21 protein-coding genes and 1 pseudogene are annotated in these 21799 nt (G+C 67.5%); 8 read left to right on the top strand and 14 right to left on the bottom strand.

Annotated elements, in window-relative coordinates; all coding sequences use genetic code 11:
• Positions 1–352: 352 nt before the first annotated feature.
• Complete coding sequence (locus tag ACWEWT_RS36630) at positions 353–1225, bottom strand: 3-hydroxybutyryl-CoA dehydrogenase (RefSeq protein WP_452565491.1); 873 nt, start codon at positions 1223–1225, stop codon at positions 353–355.
• Positions 1226–1427: 202 nt separating this feature from the next.
• Positions 1428–2717 (bottom strand): isocitrate lyase, encoded by a 1290-nt coding sequence (gene aceA, locus ACWEWT_RS36625; RefSeq protein WP_452565490.1) that lies wholly within the window; start codon positions 2715–2717, stop codon positions 1428–1430.
• A gap of 1408 nt (positions 2718–4125) precedes the next feature.
• Here aceA and ACWEWT_RS36620 point away from each other — a divergent pair.
• Both ACWEWT_RS36620 and ACWEWT_RS36615 read left to right on the top strand, forming a co-directional pair.
• The gene (locus ACWEWT_RS36620) at positions 4126–5115 is read left to right on the top strand and encodes an XdhC family protein (protein WP_452565489.1); all 990 of its coding nucleotides are present in this window, start codon (positions 4126–4128) and stop codon (positions 5113–5115) included.
• A 73-nt stretch (positions 5116–5188) separates the two neighbouring features.
• Positions 5189–6160 (top strand): hexose kinase, encoded by a 972-nt coding sequence (locus tag ACWEWT_RS36615; protein ID WP_452565488.1) that lies wholly within the window; start codon positions 5189–5191, stop codon positions 6158–6160.
• Between the two features lie 26 nt (positions 6161–6186).
• Here ACWEWT_RS36615 and ramB read toward each other — a convergent pair whose 3' ends face one another.
• The 6 genes from ramB to ACWEWT_RS36585 all read right to left on the bottom strand — a co-directional run bounded on the left by ramB (position 6187) and on the right by ACWEWT_RS36585 (position 11335).
• Positions 6187–7593, bottom strand: coding sequence for an acetate metabolism transcriptional regulator RamB (ramB, locus tag ACWEWT_RS36610; RefSeq protein WP_452565487.1), 1407 nt, complete (start codon positions 7591–7593; stop codon positions 6187–6189).
• Between the two features lie 79 nt (positions 7594–7672).
• On the bottom strand, positions 7673–7951 hold the full coding sequence (locus tag ACWEWT_RS36605) for a DUF3349 domain-containing protein (RefSeq protein ID WP_452565492.1): 279 nt from the start codon (positions 7949–7951) through the stop codon (positions 7673–7675).
• A complete protein-coding gene (locus tag ACWEWT_RS36600) occupies positions 7951–8304 on the bottom strand; it encodes a DUF3349 domain-containing protein (protein ID WP_452565486.1) in 354 nt (117 codons plus the stop codon). The genes ACWEWT_RS36605 and ACWEWT_RS36600 overlap by 1 nt, the downstream gene beginning before the upstream one ends.
• Position 8305: 1 nt before the next feature.
• Positions 8306–8587 (bottom strand): hypothetical protein, encoded by a 282-nt coding sequence (locus ACWEWT_RS36595; protein WP_452565485.1) that lies wholly within the window; start codon positions 8585–8587, stop codon positions 8306–8308.
• A gap of 206 nt (positions 8588–8793) precedes the next feature.
• A complete protein-coding gene (locus ACWEWT_RS36590; protein WP_452565484.1) occupies positions 8794–10002 on the bottom strand; it encodes an anion permease in 1209 nt (402 codons plus the stop codon).
• Positions 10003–10108: 106 nt separating this feature from the next.
• On the bottom strand, positions 10109–11335 hold the full coding sequence (locus tag ACWEWT_RS36585) for a multidrug effflux MFS transporter (RefSeq protein ID WP_452565483.1): 1227 nt from the start codon (positions 11333–11335) through the stop codon (positions 10109–10111).
• A gap of 53 nt (positions 11336–11388) precedes the next feature.
• Here ACWEWT_RS36585 and ACWEWT_RS36580 point away from each other — a divergent pair, with 53 nt between their 5' ends.
• Entirely contained in the window at positions 11389–11862 is a 474-nt protein-coding gene (locus ACWEWT_RS36580) for a MarR family winged helix-turn-helix transcriptional regulator (protein ID WP_452565482.1), read from the top strand.
• A gap of 60 nt (positions 11863–11922) precedes the next feature.
• Here ACWEWT_RS36580 and ACWEWT_RS36575 read toward each other — a convergent pair whose 3' ends face one another.
• From ACWEWT_RS36575 to ACWEWT_RS36565, 3 genes are all read right to left on the bottom strand, one after another.
• The gene (locus ACWEWT_RS36575) at positions 11923–13746 is read right to left on the bottom strand and encodes an acyl-CoA dehydrogenase (RefSeq protein WP_452565481.1); all 1824 of its coding nucleotides are present in this window, start codon (positions 13744–13746) and stop codon (positions 11923–11925) included.
• 171 nt (positions 13747–13917) lie between these two features.
• Positions 13918–14790, bottom strand: coding sequence for a nuclease-related domain-containing protein (locus ACWEWT_RS36570; protein WP_452565480.1), 873 nt, complete (start codon positions 14788–14790; stop codon positions 13918–13920).
• 173 nt (positions 14791–14963) lie between these two features.
• Positions 14964–15341, bottom strand: coding sequence for a VOC family protein (locus ACWEWT_RS36565; protein ID WP_452565479.1), 378 nt, complete (start codon positions 15339–15341; stop codon positions 14964–14966).
• A gap of 163 nt (positions 15342–15504) precedes the next feature.
• On the opposite strand from ACWEWT_RS36565, the gene ACWEWT_RS36560 reads away from it, so the two are divergent.
• Complete coding sequence (locus ACWEWT_RS36560) at positions 15505–16365, top strand: patatin-like phospholipase family protein (RefSeq protein WP_452565478.1); 861 nt, start codon at positions 15505–15507, stop codon at positions 16363–16365.
• Between the two features lie 48 nt (positions 16366–16413).
• Here the strand turns inward: ACWEWT_RS36560 and ACWEWT_RS36555 are convergent, their stop codons facing one another.
• Positions 16414–17685: a helix-turn-helix domain-containing protein gene (locus ACWEWT_RS36555; protein ID WP_452565477.1), complete on the bottom strand. Its 1272-nt coding sequence runs from the start codon at positions 17683–17685 to the stop codon at positions 16414–16416.
• 539 nt (positions 17686–18224) lie between these two features.
• On the opposite strand from ACWEWT_RS36555, the gene ACWEWT_RS36550 reads away from it, so the two are divergent.
• The 4 genes from ACWEWT_RS36550 to ACWEWT_RS36535 all read left to right on the top strand — a co-directional run bounded on the left by ACWEWT_RS36550 (position 18225) and on the right by ACWEWT_RS36535 (position 20710).
• The gene (locus tag ACWEWT_RS36550) at positions 18225–18875 is read left to right on the top strand and encodes an SRPBCC domain-containing protein (RefSeq protein WP_452565476.1); all 651 of its coding nucleotides are present in this window, start codon (positions 18225–18227) and stop codon (positions 18873–18875) included.
• Positions 18875–19276 (top strand): ArsR/SmtB family transcription factor, encoded by a 402-nt coding sequence (locus ACWEWT_RS36545; RefSeq protein ID WP_452565475.1) that lies wholly within the window; start codon positions 18875–18877, stop codon positions 19274–19276. The genes ACWEWT_RS36550 and ACWEWT_RS36545 overlap by 1 nt, the downstream gene beginning before the upstream one ends.
• A 50-nt stretch (positions 19277–19326) precedes the next feature.
• Positions 19327–20043 carry a polysaccharide deacetylase family protein gene (locus ACWEWT_RS36540; protein WP_452565474.1) on the top strand — a complete coding sequence of 239 codons (717 nt, stop codon included), beginning with the start codon at positions 19327–19329 and terminating at the stop codon, positions 20041–20043.
• A gap of 127 nt (positions 20044–20170) precedes the next feature.
• Complete coding sequence (locus tag ACWEWT_RS36535) at positions 20171–20710, top strand: carboxymuconolactone decarboxylase family protein (RefSeq protein WP_452565473.1); 540 nt, start codon at positions 20171–20173, stop codon at positions 20708–20710.
• 105 nt (positions 20711–20815) lie between these two features.
• On the opposite strand, the gene ACWEWT_RS36530 is transcribed toward ACWEWT_RS36535, so the two are convergent.
• Together ACWEWT_RS36530 and ACWEWT_RS36525 are read right to left on the bottom strand one after the other, a co-directional pair.
• Positions 20816–21241, bottom strand: coding sequence for a hypothetical protein (locus ACWEWT_RS36530; protein ID WP_452565472.1), 426 nt, complete (start codon positions 21239–21241; stop codon positions 20816–20818).
• A gap of 153 nt (positions 21242–21394) precedes the next feature.
• Positions 21395–21799, bottom strand: a pseudogene (locus ACWEWT_RS36525) (dihydrolipoyl dehydrogenase); the annotation flags it as partial.

The raw sequence follows: 21799 nt of genomic DNA, 5'->3' as shown, positions 1-21799 counted from the left end.
GGTGGAGGAGATGGCCTCGGCCGGGATTTTGTTTATTTGCCCCGCCTCCGGCGGCGCGGGTCGGGGCCCTATTAACCCCGGTTCTTCACTCCGCCGCTCAGTCGCTGCGCTCCTTCGCTCTGTCGCTCCAGAACTGGGGCGGGCCCCGACAATGGATGCGGGCCACCCGGATAGACGCTACGTCCTGAGACCGGGAACCAGAGATACTCCGAGCGAACGGTTACCTGCGACCCGAACCACGTTGCCCACGCAACCCGCATGAGTCGAGTCTTACGAGACACATGAAAGGGTTGAGGCCCGTCCAGGGGGCCTCAACCCCGCGACGCCGAAGGCGGCGCCAAAGAACACAGCCCTACGCCTTGCTGTGCTGGTAGAAGCCCGCCCCCGTCTTCTTACCCAGCAGCCCGGCCTCGACCATGCGCATGAGCAGCGGCGGCGCCGAGTACAGCGGTTCCTTGAATTCGCCGTACATCGAGTCGGCGATCGATTTCACCGTATCGAGGCCGACCAGATCGGTGAGCGCGAGCGGACCCATCGGGTGGGCGCAGCCGAGCACCATCGCCTTGTCGACATCTTCTTTGGTGGCGAAACCGGATTCGACCATGCGGATCGCCGAGAGCAGGTACGGCACCAGCAGGGCGTTGACCACGAAGCCGGACCGGTCGGAGGAGCGGACGATCTCCTTGCCGAGGACTTCGGCGGCGAATTTCTCCGCCCGCTCGGTGACCGCGGGGCTGGTCTTGAGGGTGGTGACCAGTTCGACGAGGGGCAGCACCGGCACCGGGTTGAAGAAGTGCATACCGACGACCCGCTCGGGGTTGTTGGTGGCCACCGCGATCTTCATGATCGGGATGGAGGAGGTGTTGGAGGCCAGTACCGCGCTCGGGTCGGTGACCACCTTGTCGAGTTCGGCGAAGATCGAGGTCTTGACCTTCTCGTCTTCGAGGACTGCTTCCACCACGAGCTGCCGGTCGGCGAAGTCGCCGAGGTCGGAGGTGAACCGCAGCCGCCAGGCAGCTTGTTCCCGCTCGCGTTCGGTGATCTTGCCGCTGCTGACGCCCCGGTCCAGCGACCGCAGGATCCGCGACCGGCCGGCGGCGGCGAGTTCCCGGGTCTGCTCGTACACCAGCACATCGACATGCGCACGAGCACACACTTCGGCGATGCCTGCGCCCATCTGGCCGGCGCCGATGACACCGACACGCTGAATCTTTTCGCTGCTCACGTCCCGCTCCTGATCAGTTGTGTAGGTCGGTGGGAACGAAGGTGTTGCTCTGGTGTGAGCGGAGCCTTCGACGGTGGAGTTCGTAGTTCGGTTCAACGGTAGAGGGACCGAAGCCCCCTCGCCGGGCTGTGGCGAGGGGGCGGCGGGTACACCCCTACCGGGGTAGTGATCGCCGGCATCCGGCACGGATACCGCGCCCTGCTCAGTGGAACTGGCCCTCTTCGGTGGAGCCCTTCAGCGCCGCCGTCGAGGTGTTGGGGTCGACGGTGGTGGCGATGGTGTCGAAGTAACCGGCACCGACCTCACGCTGGTGCTTGATGGCGGTGAAGCCACGCTCGGCGGCGGCCTTGAACTCGCGCTCCTGCAGGTCGACGAAGGCGGTCATACCCTCGCGGGCGTAGCCGTAGGCCAGGTCGAACATGCCGTAGTTGAGCGAGTGGAAGCCGGCCAGAGTGATGAACTGGAACTTGAAGCCCATGGCGCCGAGTTCACGCTGGAACTTCGCGATGGTGGCGTCGTCCAGGTGCGCCTTCCAGTTGAAGGAGGGCGAGCAGTTGTACGCCAGCAGCTGGTCGGGGAATTCATTGCGGACCGACTCGGCGAACTTGCGGGCGACCTCGAGGTCCGGCACACCGGTTTCCATCCAGATGAGGTCGGCGTACGGGGCGTAGGCCTTGGCCCGCGCGATGCACGGCTCGATGCCGTTCTTCACACCGAAGAAGCCTTCGGCAGTGCGGGTGCCGTCCAGGAATTCACGGTCGCGCTCGTCCACATCGGAGGTGATGAGGGTGGCGGCTTCCGCGTCGGTACGGGCGATGATCACCGAGGGCACCTCGGCGACATCGGAGGCCAGGCGCGCGGAGGTCAGGGTGCGGATGTGCTGCTGGGTGGGGATCAGCACCTTGCCACCGAGGTGGCCGCATTTCTTCTCCGAGGCCAGCTGGTCTTCCCAGTGCACACCGGCGGCACCGGCGGCGATCATGGCCTTCTGCAGTTCGTAGGCGTTCAGCGCGCCACCGAAGCCGGCTTCGGCGTCGGCGACGATCGGGGCCAGCCAGTTCTCGACCGAGGTATCACCTTCGACCTTGGCGATCTCGTCGGCGCGCAGCAGCGCGTTGTTGATGCGGCGGACCACGGCGGGCACCGAGTTGGCCGGGTAGAGGCTCTGGTCGGGGTAGGTGTGCCCGGAGAGGTTCGCGTCACCGGCGACCTGCCAGCCCGACAGGTAGATGGCCTTGAGACCGGCGCGGACCTGCTGCACCGCCATATTGCCGGTGAGGGCGCCCAGCGAGTTGATGTAGTCCTCGTTGTTCACCAGATCCCAGAGGATCTCCGAGCCACGGCGCGCGAGGGTCTGCTCCTCGACAACGGTGCCCTGCAGCTTCGTAACCTGCTCGGCGGTGTAGTTGCGGGTGACGCCCTTCCAGCGCGGGTTGGTATCCCAATCCTTCTGGATTTCCTCGGCGGTCTTCGGGGTGCCGGTGGTCGACATCTTGCGACTCCACTTCCTTGTTCGGTCGGTCCGCCGGTCCGCGTCGACGAAGCGTTTCCGCGTCGCACTGCTGGAACGACGATTTGCAGGCTTGCAATGCCCGGTTGGTGTACTTCCACACCATGGCACACCATCAAAACGCCGTCTACCTGTTGCTTCTGTGAATCCGAGCTAGGATCGAGAATCACTTTGCTAAGCCTGTAAAAGTTGCCCGACCGTAGCCGCCACTAATTCTACTCACCAGTAGCCCTGACATGGGCTTTCAGCGTAACGCCCGTACTGTTTACGGCCGTCCCAACCCACCCCCAATAAGCCCCCAATCAACACCCCCTTGTGAGGACCTTCATAACTGAAGCCACCCGCCCCCACATGTGACCCACCCCTCCCCCGAACTGTCACACCAGACCCGACCGTCGACTACCGACCCGCCTCACTGCGTCGAGTTCTACGAGACACCACAAAGGGTCGAGGCCCGTCCCGCCGTTCAGGCCTCGAAGCGCATGCGCCGAAGGCGCGAGTCCCGAGGCCTGAACGGCGGGACACCAGGGGGCCTCGACCCCGCGCGCGCCGGCGCGCCGAAAACCCAGCGCCTTCAGCAACAGGTCCACATACCCCCACCTCAGCGACCTGAATCAGCCCCGATCCCCACACCCACACCCACACCCACACCCACACCCGGAGTGTCCATCTGCCGGCGCCGACTCTCTCGATAACTCACGGTCCCAGCGCTGTCACCGGCCGACGTCGAAGGGCAACGCCGCCGAATCCGGTGGCCTCCCAGGCCCCGAGGTCGCCGAATCCGGCAGCCTGCCGGGCAGCGCCGAAGTCGAATCCCGGGCTGCCGCAACGTGCTCACCTCCGCCCGACCCCCGACTTGTTCGTCGATATCCACCCCGACGCGAAGCCGTGCTCCACACCCACCCGACCCCACACAGCCCCCGCAACAATGCCCACCGATTCCCGACCCCGGCCAGCTCCGGTCATCGCATTCCCCCCGGACCGGTTTCGCATTCCCCACCCACACCGGTACCGAGCCGGTTCGCGCGACGGCCCACCCCATTCGCCGAGCCGTACCACCCGCCCGGCCCGAACAACCCCCGCGCTTTCGCCACCGCCCCGAACATCCATTCCGCGTTCCGCCGAACCCCACCCGCTTCCATCCCCCTTCCCGCCGCCGGGGAGCGCAACCGACCGGTGAACCCCCAGAATTTCACAATATGCCCAGAACGGGACCGTGGCGCTCCACAACACTTGGCCAACCATTCATGTTCCCGCCCGACGAGATTTTCGCAGGCGTGCCAAATTCACACAGAACAGCGCTAGGGTGGCCGTCACGTGCGCGGTCATCGGTGACGGGTGCCGATGGTGAGCGCCTGCCCTCCGTCGCACGGTGGGATCGGAGCTGTTGATGCGCGATATCGTCGACGACCTGCTGCAGGTGTGGCGTTCGGGCCGGACGGGCGGGCTGGCCACCATCGTGCGCACGGGTGGTCAGGTGGATATTCCGGTGGGGACATCGATACTGGTGGACCCCGACGGCATGATCTACGGAACCATGGCGGCGACCGGGATAGAGGACACCGTCTACGAGTCCACCCTGCAGTCGGCCCGGACCGGGCAGCGCGCCCTGCACCGGCTGCCCGTACCCGGCGGCGAGGGCGCGGTGATCGATGTGTTCACCGAACCGTTCTCGCGCGGCCATTTCCCGGAATTCCCGACCATCGCCGCCGAAATAGCCGAGCACCGTCGGGTCACAGTTTTCACAGTCGTGTGGAATCCGGAGCCGGGAATGATCGGCCAGCATCTGATCACCGATAAAAGACATGCGACAGAACTGGTATCCCTACCGCAGTCCGATATCTTCGTCGCCTCGTTCGCCCCGCCGCCGCTGCTGGTGCTGTTCGGCGCCAATACCGTCGCCGCGACGCTGTCGGCGCAGGCACAGCTGCTCGGCTACCGGATCGCCATCTGCGATCCGCGCCCCACCTTCGCGGTGCCGGAATCCTTCCCGGGCGCCGAGGTGGTCTGCGATTGGCCGCACCGGTACCTGAACATGCTGGTCTCCGAAGGCGAGATCGATTCTTCCACCGGTATCGTGCTGGCCTCTCATGATCCGCAGTTCGAGATACCGCTGCTCACCGTCGCGCTGCGACTACCGGAGATCGGCTATATCGGCGCGGTCGGTTCCCTGGTCTCGAGCGCGCGCCGCCTCGACGATCTACGGGCGAGCGGGTTCGACGATACGCAGCTGGCGCGGCTGCACTCGCCCGCGGGAATGGATATCGGTGCGGCGACGGCCGCCGAGACGGCCCTGGCGGTGATCGCGGAAATGGTGGCCGTGCGCAACGGGAGGCTGGGCCGGATCACCGTACCGTTCCCGGCGGAGGCGGCGATCTGAGCGCAGCACCCCGTCCCCCCGGGCCGCATCCGGGGCGACCGAAATCACCCCCGCAATCCCGCCCCTCGATCTTGTGCCGGGCCGACTCTCGTGGACAGTGGTTCTCGTGATCCTCACCGTGACAATGAATCCCGCTTACGATGTGACCTACCGTGTCGAGAACTACACCCGCGGGCAGGCGCATCGGGTCCGCTCGGTGGAGCAGCGTCTCGGCGGTAAGGGCATCAATGTCACCCGAGTGCTGAATCAGCTGGGCCGCTATGCCCGGGCCACCGGGTTCGCCGATCATGCTTTCGCCGCTGCCGCCGAGGCCGAGATGCCGGTGGATTTCGTGCACGCGCTGCCGTGGGTCCGGCGCACCGTGGTGATCAGCGAATCCGATACGGGTACCGCGACCGCATTCCGGGAGCCCGGCGCGCGGATATCGAATCCGCACGCCTCCGAGCAACTCGAGGTTCGCGTATCGGGGATGCTGCCCCATATCTCCGGTCTGGTGATCGCAGGATCACTACCCGACGGTGTCGACCCGGGGCTACCCGCCCGGATCGCCCAGGCGGCGCTGGACGCGGCCGTGCCCACGGTATGCGACCTGCACGGGCCGGCGCTGCGGATGGCCGCGCGAGTTCCCGGGGTCGTGCTGCTGCCCGGACTCGACGAGTTCGAATCGCTCACCCACTGCCGGCCCGAAACCCCGGCGGCACTGGTCACCGCGACCCGGCCGCTGGTGGATCGCGGTGTGGGCGCGATGATCGTGACCCGGGGACCGCTGGGCATGGTCGCCGTGACCCCGGACGGTTCCTGGGAGGCCCGGCTACCGGAACCGCTGACCGGTAATCCGACCGGCGCCGGCGATCCGGTGGCCGCGGCCGTGATCGCGGCGCTGGCCACCACCGAGACTCCGGATTGGCCGGCGATTCTCGTCGACGCGGTCGCGACCTCGGCCGCGTCGGTGGTCATTCCGGTGGCCGGGGAGATAGACCGGCGGTTGCGCGGTCATCTGGCGCCGACCGTGCTCATCTCCGAGCTGGAGACCCCCGACCGGTAACTGATCGGAAATTCCTGTTGCGGAATTCATTTCAGCACATACGGGGATACCGAGCTCCGATGTTCGCTGATATCCAGGGTTTTGCCGAGCGGCGGGAACGCGCGCTGGGGGCAGTTGGCCCGGTCGCATACCCGGCAGCCGGCCCCGATGGGGGTGGCGTTGGCCTCGCGCAGATCGATCCCGTCGGCGTACACCACCCGCGCCGCATGCCGGATCTCGCAACCCAGCCCGATCGCGAAGGTCTTGCTCGGTTGCCCGTACCGTGTCGCCCGCCGTTCCACCGTGCGGGCCACCCACAGATACTTGCGGCCGTCCGGCATCTGCGCGATCTGCGTCATGATCTTGCCGGGATAGGCGAATGTCTCGTACACATTCCACAGTGGGCAGGTGCCACCGCTGGAGGAGAAGTGGAAACCGGTGGCGGACTGCCGTTTCGACATGTTTCCGGCCCGGTCCACCCGCACGAAAGAGAAGGGCACCCCGCGCAGTTCCGGTCGTTGCAGGGTGGAGAGGCGGTGGCAGACGGTCTCGTAGCTCTGCGCGAAGAACGCCGACAACCGTTCGATGTCGTAGCGGAAATCCTCGGCCACCTCGTGGAAATAGGTATAGGGCAGTACGGTGGCGGCGGCGAAATAGTTCGCCAGACCGAGCATCGCGAGTTTGCGCGCGTCCGGCCCGGAGAAGTTGCCCTCGTCCACCAGCTTTTCCAGCAGCTGCCCGCATTCGAAATAGGCCAGTTCGGCAGCGAGTTTGAACAGCCGCTGCCCACCCGACAGATGCGGTGCGATCTCGAGCACCTGATTGTCCGGGTCGTAGCGGTGCAGGACACCTTCGCCCAGATCGATACGTTCCACGATCCGCACGCCGTGGGTGCGCAGTACCTTGGGGATCTCGCTGTGCGCGTCGCCGTTGTGGAAACGGATCCGGTTGGCCAGTTCCTCCGCGGCGGTATCGAGTTCGTGAATATAGTTCTGCCGCTGATAGAAGTAGTCGCGCACTTCCTCGTGCGGTTTGCTGATGGTGGCGCTACCGGAGCCGTCGGCGAACCTGTCCTCGGTGGCGGCGGCCAGCTGGGCGCTGGTGTTGCGGTAGCGGTTGTGCATATTGACCAGAGCCCGAGCCATGCTCGGATGGGCCGAGACCATTTCCGCGATCTCGCGGGCGTCGGCCTCGATACCGAGTTCCTGGTCCATCACCACTTCCTGGAGTTCGGCGATGAGCCGGGTGTCGTCCTGCGGCGAGAAGAAGGTCGCCTCGACCCCGAAGACTTCGCTTATCCGCAACAGAACCGGCACGGTGAGCGGCCGCACATCGTGCTCGATCTGGTTGAGATAGCTGGCCGAAATCTCCAGTTGCTGGGCCAGCGCCACCTGGCTGAGCCCGCGTTCGGTCCGTAGTTGCCGTAACCGAGCGCCGACATAAGTCTTGGCCATGCGTCCAGCCTAGGGGGCGTTCGCACCGTGCGATACACGGGGTTAGCAAGAATTGCATATTCGACCCTACGGTCGGCCTTCAGTAGGGCCAGCCGGGTGGGTCCAGATGCGACAACACCCGCTGCAGGTCCACCTCGGAGGGCATCTCATCGGTGACCTCGGTGATCATCACCTGGATATCGGTGCGGTCGATCGGCCGGTCCGGCGAATGCAGGACCTCGGCCGCGATCTCGTGCACCTCCTGGTCGGTCAGTCGCCGGCGCAGCAGCGCTACCAGCGGAATGTAATCGGATTCGGGGACACCCTCCGGATAGCCCCGGCGGAGCCAGTCGACAATCGCGCGCAGGACATGCGGCATCATCGATCCTCGTCCGGCTGGGCGATCTCGGCCAGCGGTGAGGCCAGCGGCCAGCCGCCCGCGGCCAGATGCGAGGCCACCCGCGCGATATCCTCCGGCCCGGCCTGCTCCCGGGCGTGCCGGCTGACCGCGGCCTCGACCTCGGTATGGGTGATCTCCTGGTCACCGCGGTCACGCACCAGTTCCTCGGCGACCAGTGCGACTTCGTACTCGGTCAGGTCCCGGTGCAGGACGGCGAACAGCGCCACATAGTCCGATTGCGGCACCCCCTGCGGATAGCCGGCCCGCAACCAGGCGAGCACCCGGGCGAGCAGCCCCGACCGTTCCGGCGGCACCCCGTTCTCCGCGGTCATCTCAGGCCTGCCCGAACAGATGGATCCCGAGCCGGTGCGCGAGGAACGCCTTCGCGACGAAGAGCACGCCGGCGACAACGACCGCCACGACGGCGAACAGGCAGGCACAGGCCCCGATCAGCGCCGCCGGATGCCGCCGCACCGAACCGTCCGATCCCACGGTCTCCGCCGCCGACCACAGCCGAACCCCGAGCGCGAACACCATCGGCAGACCGGCGCCGAGGACGAGCGCCGCGAGCGTCACCTCGCCCAGCGATCTCAGATTCGTCAGAACCGTACCCATGAAACCTCCATCGAATTCGGCACACACAGCCCGCGGAGGCCGTAACGAGAACGAAGTCCCCCCATCACACAATCTCCATCGGACCGAATACATGCAGCCCACGCAGTCCACAGCGAAAACGGAGACACCACATCACGCAACTCTTCGAACCCGGCACATGCGGCCCGCGGAGGCCGCAGCGAAGGCGGAGGTATCGCAGTATCGCATCACACGATCTCCTCGGACGCCGACTCGGCGACCGGCGGCTGCTGCACCGGCCGCGGCGGGGCCGGCCCGGCGTCGGCCGCGGGCGGGTCGTTGACATTGCCGCTGGACACCTTGTCCCGCAGCGAGCGCCGGTAGATGAGACCCGCCAGGGCGATCAGCAACGCGAAGACCACCAGCACACCCGCCAGTCCGCCGATGTAGTGCGCGAGCGCCCAGCAGATGGCGCCCGCGATACCGGCGGCCGGCAGTGTCAGCAGCCATGCGACGACCATCCGGCCCATCACACCCCAGCGCACCTCGGCGCCCTTGCCGAGTCCGGAACCGAGTATCGCACCGGTGACGGTCTGTGTCGTGGAGAGCGGCAGGCCGAAGTGCGCGGAGGTCAGGATGATCGCCGCCGACGACGATTCGGCCGCCAGCCCCTGCGGTGAATCGATATCGACCAGCCGCTTGCCGAGGGTGCGGATGATCCGCCAGCCCCCCAGATAGGTTCCGGCCGCGATAGCGCACGCGCAGGCGGCCATCACCCACAGCGGCATCGCCGAAGCCGGGGAGAGTTCACCGTAGGCGACCAGGGCCAGGAAGATGACGCCCATGGTCTTCTGCGCGTCGTTGGTGCCGTGCGCCAGCGATACCAGCGATGCCGAGCCGACCTGGCCCCACCGGAACCCGCTCGTCACCTTGTCCGGGTCGGCCCCGCGGGTGATCCGGTACACCGCCCAGGTCCCGATGGTGGAGACCAGTCCGGCGACCACCGGCGCGAGCAGGGCGGGGATCACGATCTTGTTGATCACCCCGCCGTTATCGGAGACCCACACCACCCCGCTCCATCCCAGCGCGGCCAGGGTGGCTCCGATCAGGCCGCCGAACAGCGCGTGCGACGAACTCGACGGTAAGCCGAACAGCCAGGTGAGGAGGTTCCAGAGAATACCGCCGACCAGCCCCGCGTAGACGATGATGAGCAGCGAATGCCCGGATACCTGGTTCAGCCGCACGATTCCCTCGGCCACCGTCGCCGCCACCGCTACCGACAGGAACGCGCCCACCAGGTTCAGGATCGCCGACAAGGCGACCGCGACTCTGGGACGCAGGGCCCCGGTGGCGATGGAAGTCGCCATGGCATTGGCCGTGTCGTGGAAACCATTGGTGAAGTCGAAAGCCAACGCCGTGACAATGACGACCAGGAGGATCAGTAGCTCAACTGTCACGCCATGCATTGTGCGTCATGGACCGGGCGGTCTGGTCCGCCGGGATCGGCCGGGCCCGGAAAGGCGGCAGCCACCTGCGTGGACCCGGCGGCGCGCCACCGGACCGTCACGCGTGCGCCGTTTCGCGTTCGGGCCGCACGGTCGCGCCGGCCCGCACCGCGACCCAGCGCGCGACCATGCCCAGGCACGCGCAGATCACGATCATCACGCCCATCGGCACGCCGGTGGCCGGACCGCCCAGACCCACCAGTGGGGAGACCACCGCGCCCAGCGTGAACTGCAGGGCGCCCATCAGCGCCGACGCGGTACCGGCGGCATGGCGCGCGCGGCCGATCGCCAAGGCGCTCGCGGTGCCCATGACCGTAGGGGTGGCGGCCACCATCACGAAGAGCACCGGAAGTACCAGGACGGCGGGGGCCCCGGCGACCAGTACCGTGAGCAGCACCACCGCGGCCGTCAGGATCACGCCCTGCCCGATCCGCAGGATCGGCCCCGGGCCGAACCGGCCGACCGATCGGGAGATCAGCACACCGGCCGCCACCATGCCGGCGGCATTGGTCGCGAATACGATCGTGTACACGCGGTTGGACATCCCGAGCACGTTCTCGATCACGAACGGGGATGCCGAGATATAGGACATCATCCCGGCGAATCCCAGGGCGAAGGCGAAGATATAGCCGAGATAGCCCCGGTCGGAGCCGATTCCCCGCAGCGTCCGCACGGTACCGCCGATACCGTCGGCGTGCCGCCGCTCCGGCGGTAGCGATTCCGGCACCACGAACAGCGCGCCGAAGAACATCAGCAGGAAGATTCCGCTCAGCACCCAGAATTCGACCCGCCAGCCGGCGGACACCAATACACCGCCGAGCAGCGGTGCGACGACCGGCGCGATACCGCCGATGGCGGAGAACAGGGTGAAGATCCGGGCGGTGGCGGCCCCCTCGGTGCGATCGGCGCCCACCGCCCGCCCGATGACCAGCCCCGCGGACGCGGTCAGGCCCTGGACGAAACGCATGGCGACCAGCAGCCAGATGGTGGGCGCCAGGGCACAGATCACGGTGACCGCGACCGTGATCGCGGTTGCCGCCACCAGCGGTGTGCGGCGGCCGAAGCGGTCCGAGAGCGGTCCGATGAGCAGCTGCCCCGCCGCGAGCCCGACGAGGAACGCGGTCAGGGTGAGCTGCACACTCGCGGCGCTGGTGTCGAGGTCGTCGGCGATTTCGGTGAACGCGGGCAGGTACATGTCCACCGCGAACGGCGCCGCGGCCGACAGCAGTGCCAGCACCACCAGCAGCAGTCCCGATACACCGGGCCGGGTACGAATCGGCAGCACAGCGCCTCCCTCCGAATTACTTATTTATTCATACATAAGCTAACATGGGCCGGGTGAGCAACTCCTCGGATCTCCGTGCGCTGGATGCCGCGCTGCGCGATGTCGCCCGGGCGGTACGCAAGGCGACACCGCGCCTCACCGGCGCCGAACCGCTCACCGATACCCAGTTCGAGGCGCTGCGCGTCATCGTGCACCACCCCGGCGCCGCCCCCGGCGAACTGGCCGCGCTGACCGGTATGCAGCCGAGCAATATGAGCGTGACGCTGCGTCAGCTGAGCGAATACGGCCTCATCGATCGCGAACCCGACCCCGGCGACCGGCGGTGCAGCCGAATCCTGCCCACCGAGAAGGCCGTCGCGCATGCCCGCGAGATGCAAGCGCTACGCACCGGACTGGTCCTCGACGCACTCGCCACCCTGGATCCGGCCGACCAGGAGAGTCTGACCGCGGCCATCGGCGGCCTGCGTGCCCTGGCCGGCGCGCTCACCGGCACGACACCCCGGGCCGGGCGGCCGCGCGGCGACTGAGCGCTACCTCCGCTCCGGTGGCGGCCCACCCGCTTCCGGACGGACCGCCACCGGCCCGGATCAGAAAGCGTCTTCCGGCAGGCTCATGATGTCGGTATCGATCGCCGCGATGATCCCCCTGGTCGCGGTGAGCGTGGGCAGCACATTCTTCGCGAAGAAGCTCGCCACCCCGATCTTGCCCGTGTAGAACGGCCGATCGCGCTCGCTCGCGGCGGCCAGTGCCGCGGTGGCGACCTCGGCCTGGACCAGCAGCCGCCAACCGATCAGCAGATCACCGACCGCGAGCAGGAACCGCACCGAGCCGAGTCCCACCTTGTACAGCTCGTCGGGCTCGGACCGGGCGGCTACGGCGTAACCGGTCAGCGCGCCCGCCATCGCCTGGATATCTTCCAGCGCGGTGCGCAGCAGTGCCCGCTCGGTGTCCAGCCGGCCGGTGGGCGCATCCAGGAACGCGGTGATCCGGCCGAAGATCTGCCCCGCCGCCGCGCCCTTGTCCCGGATGATCTTGCGGAAGAAGAAGTCCTGCGCCTGGATGGCGGTGGTGCCCTCGTACAGCGAGTCGATCTTGGCGTCGCGGATGTACTGCTCGATCGGGTAGTCCTGCAGATAGCCCGAACCACCCAGCGTCTGCAGCGATTCGGTCAGGTACTGGTAGGCCCGCTCCGAACCCACCCCCTTGACGATGGGGAGCAGGAAATCGTCCATCCGATGCGCCGTTTCGGCGTCCACTCCGGAAACCAGTTCCGCCACATCGGCGTTCTGATGGGCGGCCGTATAGAGGTAGACCGCGCGCAGACCTTCGGCATAGGCCTTCTGCACGGCCAGGCTGCGCCGCACATCCGGGTGATGGGTGATGGTGACCCGCGGCGCGGCCTTGTCCGCCATCCGGGTCAGATCGGCGCCCTGCACCCTTTCCTTGGCATACGCGAGAGCATTCAGGTATCCGGCGGACAGGGTCCCGCTGGATTTGACGCCCACCATCATGCGCGCGTTCTCGATGACCTTGAACATCTGCGCGATACCGTTGTGGTCGTCGCCGACCAGCCAGCCCACCGCCGGCTTCTCGCCGCCGAAGGTGAGTTCACAGGTGGGCGAGGATTTCAGGCCCATCTTGTGTTCGACATTGGTGACGTAGGCCCCGTTGCGCTCACCCAGCTCGAGGGTCTGCGGATCGAACAGGAACTTCGGTACGTAGAACAGCGACAGCCCCTTGGTACCCGGGCCCGCGCCCTCGGGCCGCGCCAGCACCAGATGGAAGACGTTCTCCGCCGTATCACCGACATCGGCGCCGGAGATGAATCGTTTGACACCCTCGATATGCCAAGTGCCGTCGGGCTGTTCGACGGCCTTGGTCCGGCCGGCCCCCACATCCGAACCCGCGTCGGGTTCGGTGAGCACCATGGTGCCCTGCCAGTGCCGATCGAAACCGGCTGCGGCCCAATGCTTCTGCTGTTCGTTACCGATACCGAACAGGACCTGCGCCATCACCGCGCCCATATCGAAGAACACCGCCGCCGGATTGGCGCAGGTGATCATTTCGCTGACCGCCCAGCAGAGCGCGGCCGGTGCGGGCATACCGCCCATCCCCTCGGGTTTGCCGAGGCGGTTCCAGCCGGCGTCACGAACGGCGTGCACTGTCGCGGCCAGGGCTTCCGGGACAGTCACCGTATGGGTCTCCGGCACGAATTCCACCGGATCCCGGTCGGCGGCCGCGAAGGAATCCGCCACCGGCCCCTCGGCCAGGCGTTTCACCTCGGCCAGAATCTCGCGCGCGGTATCGGTATCCAGATCCCCGTATGCGCCGGAATCGAGAATCTTGCCCAGTTCGAAGACCTCGAAGAGGTTGAATTCGATATCACGCAGATTCGCCTGGTAGTGACCCACGGCTTTCCTCCTGGTCGGTGCGGTCGGCGGCCGGCCGACCGCGTGGTTACAGGCTTTTTGACATCGTACGAACGCCAAGCGTGCCGGACCCGGCGCGGGGTACGCAACCGTAGGCTCGAACCGACCGCCCCGCCGGTCCGGAGCCGGTGTCCGGGACAGGCCGCGACCCGCTCAACAACCCGGTTGCAGCGGCCAGCACTCCACCGGTCCACCACTTACGGGCACCGTCGGTTCGACGGTGGTACTCGGCGGCGCCGCCGGTTCCGCGGCAGGCCCGGCAGTCAGCAGGGATCCGGCGATCGCACCCAGCACCAGCAGCATGCCGAGCACCGCGACCGTCAGCACCGCCCAGCCGATGGCGTCCTGGGTACGACCGGAATCCGGGCGACGCCAGCCGGGCCGCTGCCGCGGTTTCCGGGGCGGCTCCGGCAGCTTGTCCTCGAAACCGGCGGCGATGAGCTCACCGCGTTCCGGCGCCCAGCCGGTGAGCGCCCGGGTAGCCGCGCAGACCCGGCCCAGCGTCCAGCGCGGCGGCCCGGGCGCGAAGTTCTCCAGGAAGATCCGCAGCTCGGTGGACTCGACCGCGTTGCCTACCACTACATCCAGTCCCGGCCGCAGCGTTTCCCGGCCCGGCCGCAGTACCGCGCCCCGCATGGGGACCAGGGCGACCGCCGCGCACAACTGCCCGGCGTCGTAGGTGGCGCGTTCGAAGGTCAGCTCGACCTCCCGCACCGCGGCCTCCAGCTGCCGCACCGGGTTCACCCCGAATTCCAGTTCCAGATCCGCCTCGATATCGCCCACCCGCCACGGCCGTTCCGAGGACACCGTCAGCACCCCGCTCTGCCTGCTACGGAACCCGACCACATCGACCACGAGGACGCCCTGGGGCGTCCAGATGACCGCGCCGATCTGCCGGGTGCCGCGCTGGGTCCCGATCCGCAGGTCCACGATGGCCAGGCCGGTCGTCGGTAATTGCCGCAGACATTCCACGAATTCTTTTTCGGCCGCGGATAGTTCCGCCCGATCGTCGACCTTCACCAGCATCGTGCTCTACCTCTGCCGTGTGTCGTTACCCCTCATGCCACCACCGACCCCCGTGTCGATCATGGCCCGCCAGCCACTTTCGTACCACTCATATGACCTGCGGTTCAGGCGAATCGGCAATCAGTGCCCCGGATACGGTGGCCGGGGCACCCGCAGCGGCCTGTGCGCGGGCGTCAGACCCATTGCACGAGTTGATAGATGATGCCGTTCGTATCCGTGGTCTGGAAGTAGCGTTCGCCCCATTCCTCGGTTTCGATCGGAGTGACGATCGGGACTCCCTCCGCGCGCAGACGCGCGTATTCGGTATCGATATCGGTCACCACGAACACCACCAGTAATCCGTCCCCGGCCGCACCGGCGGCGCGTTCGGGCTCGAAAGTGGACAGACCGGTGCGCAGGTAGATGAGGTTCACCCCGGCCTCCGGATGGGCGAGCGAGACGAAACCGTCGGCGGCCATCTGCTCGGTGAAACCGAAATGGGTGGTGACGAACTCCGCCGAAGCGGCGGGGTCGGCGACGTTGAGCGATACAGCGGTACCAGTGATTCGCATGGACCCTCCCAAGAAACAACGTATGATGTACGGAGTTAGTTCTACCCAGTCGAATCGGCCGACGCACCGTGATCTACGCCATAACCCCGCCGGACACGGCTCCGGGGCGATACCGACCGGTCGCGCCGGGCACAAACCCGCCCGCGTTGGCTAACCTCTTGCCATGCTTGACGCCCGACCCGCCGGAGAACCCACGATCGCGCTGGTGCTGGGAGGTGGCGGCCCGGTCGGAATCGCGTGGCTGAGCGGCCTCGCCATCGGCCTGCGCGAGGCCGGGATCGATCTGTCCCTGGCCGACCGGATCATCGGCACCTCCGCGGGGGCGGTGGTCGGCGCGGCCGTCGCCTCGGGAATCGACCTCTCCACCCTGCTGACCCCACGCCCGCAGCCCACCGAACCGCCCCGGCACAACTACGCGCCGCTACTGGAAATCGCCGCCCTGCTGCGCGCGGTCGACCAGGATCGCGATCTGGTACTCCAGCGGGTCGGTGAACTCGCGCTGGGCGCGGGCACCGGCGACCCGGCCGCGCATATCGAACGCATCGGCTCCCTGATCGGTTTCGCCGAATGGCCCGAGACCGATCTGCTGGTCACCGCTATCGATATCGGCACCGGCACGCTCACCGCCTGGACCCGCGACGGAGCGGCCACGCTCGCCGAGGCACTCGCCTCCAGTACCGCGGTCCCCGGCGTCTTCCCGCCGATCGAGATCGACGGCCGGCACTACATCGACGGTGGGGTGCGCTCCACCGTCAATGCCGACCTCGCCGTGGATCACGATGTGATCGTGATCCTGGAGCCACTGGCCCACGTGTATCCGCGCACTCGCGCCGACCGCGAACTGGGCACCGCGCATGAGATCACGGTGCGCCCGGACGAGACCGCTGTCGCCGCGTTCGGCACCGATCTGTTCGCCGACGCCGCACTGGGCCCGGCCTACGAATCGGGCGTACGTCAGGCCGTCACGGCCGCCGCCGAATTGAAGGAATTCTGGCCCGCCGCAACGTCCGACGATAAGGCGTAACCTCCGCATTCGCTGCGGCCGTGCGCGTAAACAGGCCGACCATCCCGCTCAGATCACGCGCGGGCCACGAGCGGCACGCAGACCGGTGCGGGCCTGGCCCGGGCGCGTCGTGCCCGGCTGGAACAGGGCCGCGTCCACGCCGATTCGCTGCGCGAACTCACCGAGGCCGGGTGTGCTGCGATCCATACTGAGCAGATCCGCGGTCGTCGAACGGACCGACCTGTGCCGGTACAGCTGGTCGGGGGCGAGCACCTCCGCCTCCAGCAGTAGCGCGAGCGCGCGTTCCGGGCTGCGGCGCTGAGCCCACGCGCGGGCGATATCGATGAGCAATCGGCCGCGCCGGGCGGGTGCGAGATGCTCCCGGTCGATCTTGCCCGCCAGCCGGATCGCGGTACCGGCATCGCCCAGTTCCACCGCCGCGGCGACCTCGTGCAGGACCACGGCGGTGGGGCCGAATTCCGTATGGTGGTCGTCGCGATCCTCGCCCAGCGCGGCCGCCGTGGCGCGGGCGGTGGCAAGCAGTTCGTGGGCCCGTTCGGCGTCCTCGGTTCGCGCCGCGATGAGGGCGAGTTGGAGCGTGAGCGCCCCGTACACACTCGCGGCCCGCGGATCGCCCCCGGTGGCGAGTTCACCGAGCACCTCCCGTGCGCTGCGCGCAGCGTGTTCCGCCTGGTCGAGGCGATGGGAACGTTGGAAGACGAGAGCGAGGCGGAATACGCCCGCGGCCATCAGAATCGGGTCCGCGGCACGCTGCGCCGCGGCGATCGCGCGATCGGCGGCCACCCACGCGGCATCGAACTGCTGCAGGTCGGCGAGCGCGACCGCAAACGCCTGATATGTATCGGCCAGCAGGCGTTCGGCATCGTGGAAGCCGGTGTGCACCACCGCGGCCGCCAGTTCGGGCAGTAGCGATTCCAGCAGATCCAGGAGATCGGCATAGCGGCCCAGCCGGGTGAACGTCCACGCGGCGGCGGCGCCCCGCGCGAGCCGCTCCGGATCCGGCGCGGCTCCGGCGGGCGATGTCATCGCGCGCAGGGCATGGTTACCGGTCAGCAGCAGACGTAACGGCACGGCGTCGGCCGGGACGTGTTCGGCCTGCGCGGTGGGTGCCGACGGTGCCAGTTCGGCGACGGGCATATCCAGGACCTCGGCGATACGTTCGAGCACGTCGAGCGCCTTGACCGGCCGGACACCCCTTTCCACCTGCGAGACCCACGCCTCCGACCGTTTGATGAGCGGGGCGAAGTCGCGCTGGGACAGCCCTTTCCGCGCACGGTAATAAGCGATCTTGCGACCGATACCGGAATCGTGATCGGTCATCAGGAGGGCACACCTCTCGCCTCGATCGGATGTCCGGCCGACCGGCACACGGGAAATACGCGCCGGCGAGATTTCGGCACCGGACCGGGTACTGCCCCGCTCGCCGGGTGGTGCATATCGAAGCGTGGCACCAGTTCTCGCATATCTGGCTCCTTCGTTGCGACTACGTCTCGCGGCCATGGGCCGACGAGCTCTCCACAAATGCTAACCAGTATTTCGCTACCACCGGAGTAGCGAATTGATCCATTACCTGCCCGAGCCGGGCGCAGTCGCCTCGGACCGGACCGCGCTCTTGCCCGGGAATACCGAATCCCACCGTGGAAACCCGCCCCGCGATCCGCCCGTCACTTTATCCCGGAGAACGCCGGGGGAAACACGGCCGTTTCCCTCTCCCGGGACCGTAGGGCGACTCCGGACCCGTTGCCGTCACGGGGATTCCGATCCGCGGCGGCCGGCCCGCACCGCCATCGGCACATCCCACTCGGCAACGCCGGCCATATCGATGTAATATAAGTAGAAACTTATAAAAGGAGGAAGATATGGATCTGTTCACCGACCCGGCCGCTGTCGCGGGCCTGGTGACCCGGGAGGTCCGCACCGGGGAACGACAGGGGGCGGTCACCCGTATCGCCGTCGCGCGGCGTACCTACACCACCGATCCGGATGATCTGTGGGACGCGCTCACCGATATCGATCGGATTCCGCGCTGGTTCCTGCCGATCACCGGCGAACTGAGCGTCGGTGGCCGATACCAGCTCGAAGGAAATGCCGGCGGTGTGGTCGAAGAATGCGAACGGCCGAAACATTTCGCGGTGACCTGGGAGATGGGACCCCTGATTTCCTGGCTCGAAATCCGGCTGGCGCCCGGCACCGGCGGTACCGAACTGGAATTGGTGCACGAAGCGCCCGTCGATCCGGATATGTGGACACAATTCGGCCCCGGCGCGGTAGGTGTCGGCTGGGATCTGGGGCTCCTGGGGCTCGGCCTGCATCTGGAGACCGGCGCCGGCGTGGACCCGGCGGTCGCGCTGGAGTTCCCGCTCACCGCGGAGGGCCGGGTGTTCGTCGGCATCGCGTCCGATGGATGGGCCGAAGCGGCGATCGCCGACGGCGACGATCCGGCGCGGGCGCGGGCGGCCGCCGAAGCGACCACCGGTTTCTACACCACCCCGGAGGAAGAGCCGTCCTGATGACCCACGCTTCCCCGGCGCGGGTGTTCGAGGCCCTCGGCGACCCGGTGCGCCGCGCGATACTGCGGCTGATATCCGGTGAGGAACGCGCCGCCGGCGCGCTGGTCGCGGAGATCCGCGAACACACGCCGATCTCGCAACCGGCGGTCTCCCAGCACCTCAAGGTGCTGCGCGAGGCCGGGCTGGTCCGGGTGCGTTCGGAAGCCAACCGGCGTTACTACGCCCTGGAACCGGACGGGATCGCCACCGCCCGGGAATGGCTCGCGGAACTGGTGGACCCGCTGGCACGATTCGCCCAACCGCTCGATGCCCTCGCCACCGAGGTGGTCCGCGGCAAACGCGAACGGCGCGAAAATCCCACCGGGACAACATGGCCCGACCGCGACGACCGGACCGCCTGACCGCTGAGGCTTCGGTGGCCGCCGCGCCCGGCGCCTGATATACACCCGGTATGCGGAAGTGGGTGACGGGGTCGGTGATCGCCCTGGTGGCGGTACTGGTCGTGGTGTTCGGCGGCTATTACCTGATGAACTCACGGACCTACCAGCTGGCCGGGCGGCTGGTGGACCGGGTGGACACCACCGAGAAGGTGGTGGCACTGACACTGGACGACGGGCCGTCCGAGCGCGCCCCCGAAGTGCTCGAACAGCTCGCCACCGCCGGTATCCCCGCCACCTTCTATCTCAACGGCCGCGATCTCGCCGCCCGCCCCGAACTGGGCCGGGCGATCGTGGCGGCCGGTCACGAAATCGGCAACCACACCTACAACCACCGGCGCATGGTGCTGGTCTCGTCCGAAACAGTCGCCGAGGAGGTGGAGGGGACCGACCGCGAGATCCGGGCGGCCGGTTATCAGGGCGACATCACCTTCCGGCCGCCCTACGGCAAGAAACTGTGGAACCTGCCGAGCTATCTCGCCGACCACGACCGCACCACGGTCACCTGGGACGTCGAACCGGAGGACGGCAACACCACCACCGAGGATCTGGTCGCCGCCACCGTCGACCAGGTGCGCCCGGGATCGATCGTCCTGCTGCACACCATGTACGCCTCCGGAGCGGCGTCCCGGGCCGCCATCGGCCCGATCGCCGCGAAACTGCACGCGCAGGGGTACCGGTTCGTCACCGTCTCCGCACTGCTCGACCGAGCCGATTCCGGCGGCTCGTGAAATACGCTCCGCGAATGCCGTCTTCGCCGGTGCCGTCACCGACGGGTAGGTTCGGGGCAGGGCCGCGCCGCGGGTATCGCGACGACGGCCGCGGTCGCACGACTGTTCCACCGGAGAGGGCGATGTGATGGTTTCGCAGGCACGGATATCCCCCGGCCGCCTCCGCGAGCTGGGCCCGGTCAACTGGGCTGCCTGGCAGGTGCTCTCGCGGGCCTCGGGCACCGCGGACGCCCAGCTGTTCAGCACCCTGGGCCGGGCCGGACGGCTGTTCCGCGGTTGGTTGCACTTCTCCGGAATGCTCATGCCGGGTGGGCGGCTGCGCCGGCACGACACCGAATTGGTCATCCTGCGCGTCGCCCATCTGCGCGATTGCGAATACGAGACCGACCATCACATCCGCCTCGGCCGTCGGGCCGGGGTCACGCCGGAGATCCTCGAGCGGATCCGGGCCGGTGCCGCGGCCGAGGGCTGGACCGATAAGCATCGAGCCCTGCTCACCGCGGTGGATCAGCTGGTCCTGACCCGGGATATCGACGATGCCGCCTGGGACCGGCTGTCCACCTACTACGACGATCGCCGCCTCATCGAAATCGTGCTGCTGGTGAATCAGTACGAAGGCCTGGCCGCGACCATCACCACCCTGCGTATCCGCCGCGACGATTTCTGAACCGGACGGGCCACGAGATCGGTCCGACCGACTTGTACCACCGAGCGAAACGCCGGGCCGGGATCCGCGTGGAAGACCTCGACAGATCCGCGACGACCCCGCTGCTCAGCGTCCGCCGCCGAAAGCGCTCACCGGGACGAAGATCTCGTGCCCCGAATCGAGGCGGACCGATACGCCCTCGGGGCTCCAGCGCGCCGATTCGAGTACCGGGTCGCGGGTGCCGGTGATCTCGAAATAGACCGGGTGCCCGTATCCCATATCCGAGTAGCGCCCCACCATGATCACGTCCGGCAGCCGCCGGCGCAGCAACCAGCTCTCCCGGCGCACCAGCCCGGCGTGGTAGGTCGAACCGTCGTAATCGACAGTTGCCGGCTGGGTTTCCACCCGCAGCACTTCGGTACGCACCATCTGTGTGTCGGCGAAGACCGCGATCAGCAGCGTCACGAACAAGAGCAGCGTCGCGGCCACGACGAGGACCGGTCGCAGCCCGGACCTTCCCGAGCGGACGGGCGGTGACGATTCCGGACGCACCGCCGGAATATATCCCGGACAGCCCGACAGACGCCCGGTGAGCGGCGAACCACCCGGGACGTACCGAACGAACTTCGAAACACCGCTGAAACGAACCGGCCCGGCGCCGTGCGAACACGGGCGCCGGGCCGGGAACGATCCGCCGGATCGGACTCAGAAGTTGATCATGTGTCCGGCCAGGCCGTGAATGGCCTCCTGCAGCGCCTCGCTCAGCGTCGGATGCGTATGCACATTGCGGGCCAGTTCGTTGACCGTCAGGTCCCACTTCTGCGCCAGCGTCAGTTCCGGCAGCAGCTCGGAGACATCCGGGCCGATCAGGTGGCCGCCGATGAGTTCGCCGTACTTGTTGTCCGAGATCAGCTTGACGAAACCGGTGGCATCACCCAGACCGTGCGCCTTGCCGTTCGCGGTGAACGGGAAGGTCGCGACCTTCACGTCGTAACCCTCGTCGCGCGCCTGCTGTTCGGTGAGACCGAAGCTGGCGACCTGCGGCTGACAGAAGGTGGCGCGCGGCATCATCCGGTAGTCGCCCAGGGTCAGCGTCTCGGCGCCGCCGAT

This window comes from Nocardia sp. NPDC003963, assembly GCF_053605105.1.
Note: the sequence above shows the minus strand (reverse complement) of the source record. Positions and strands in the feature narration are given on the sequence as shown.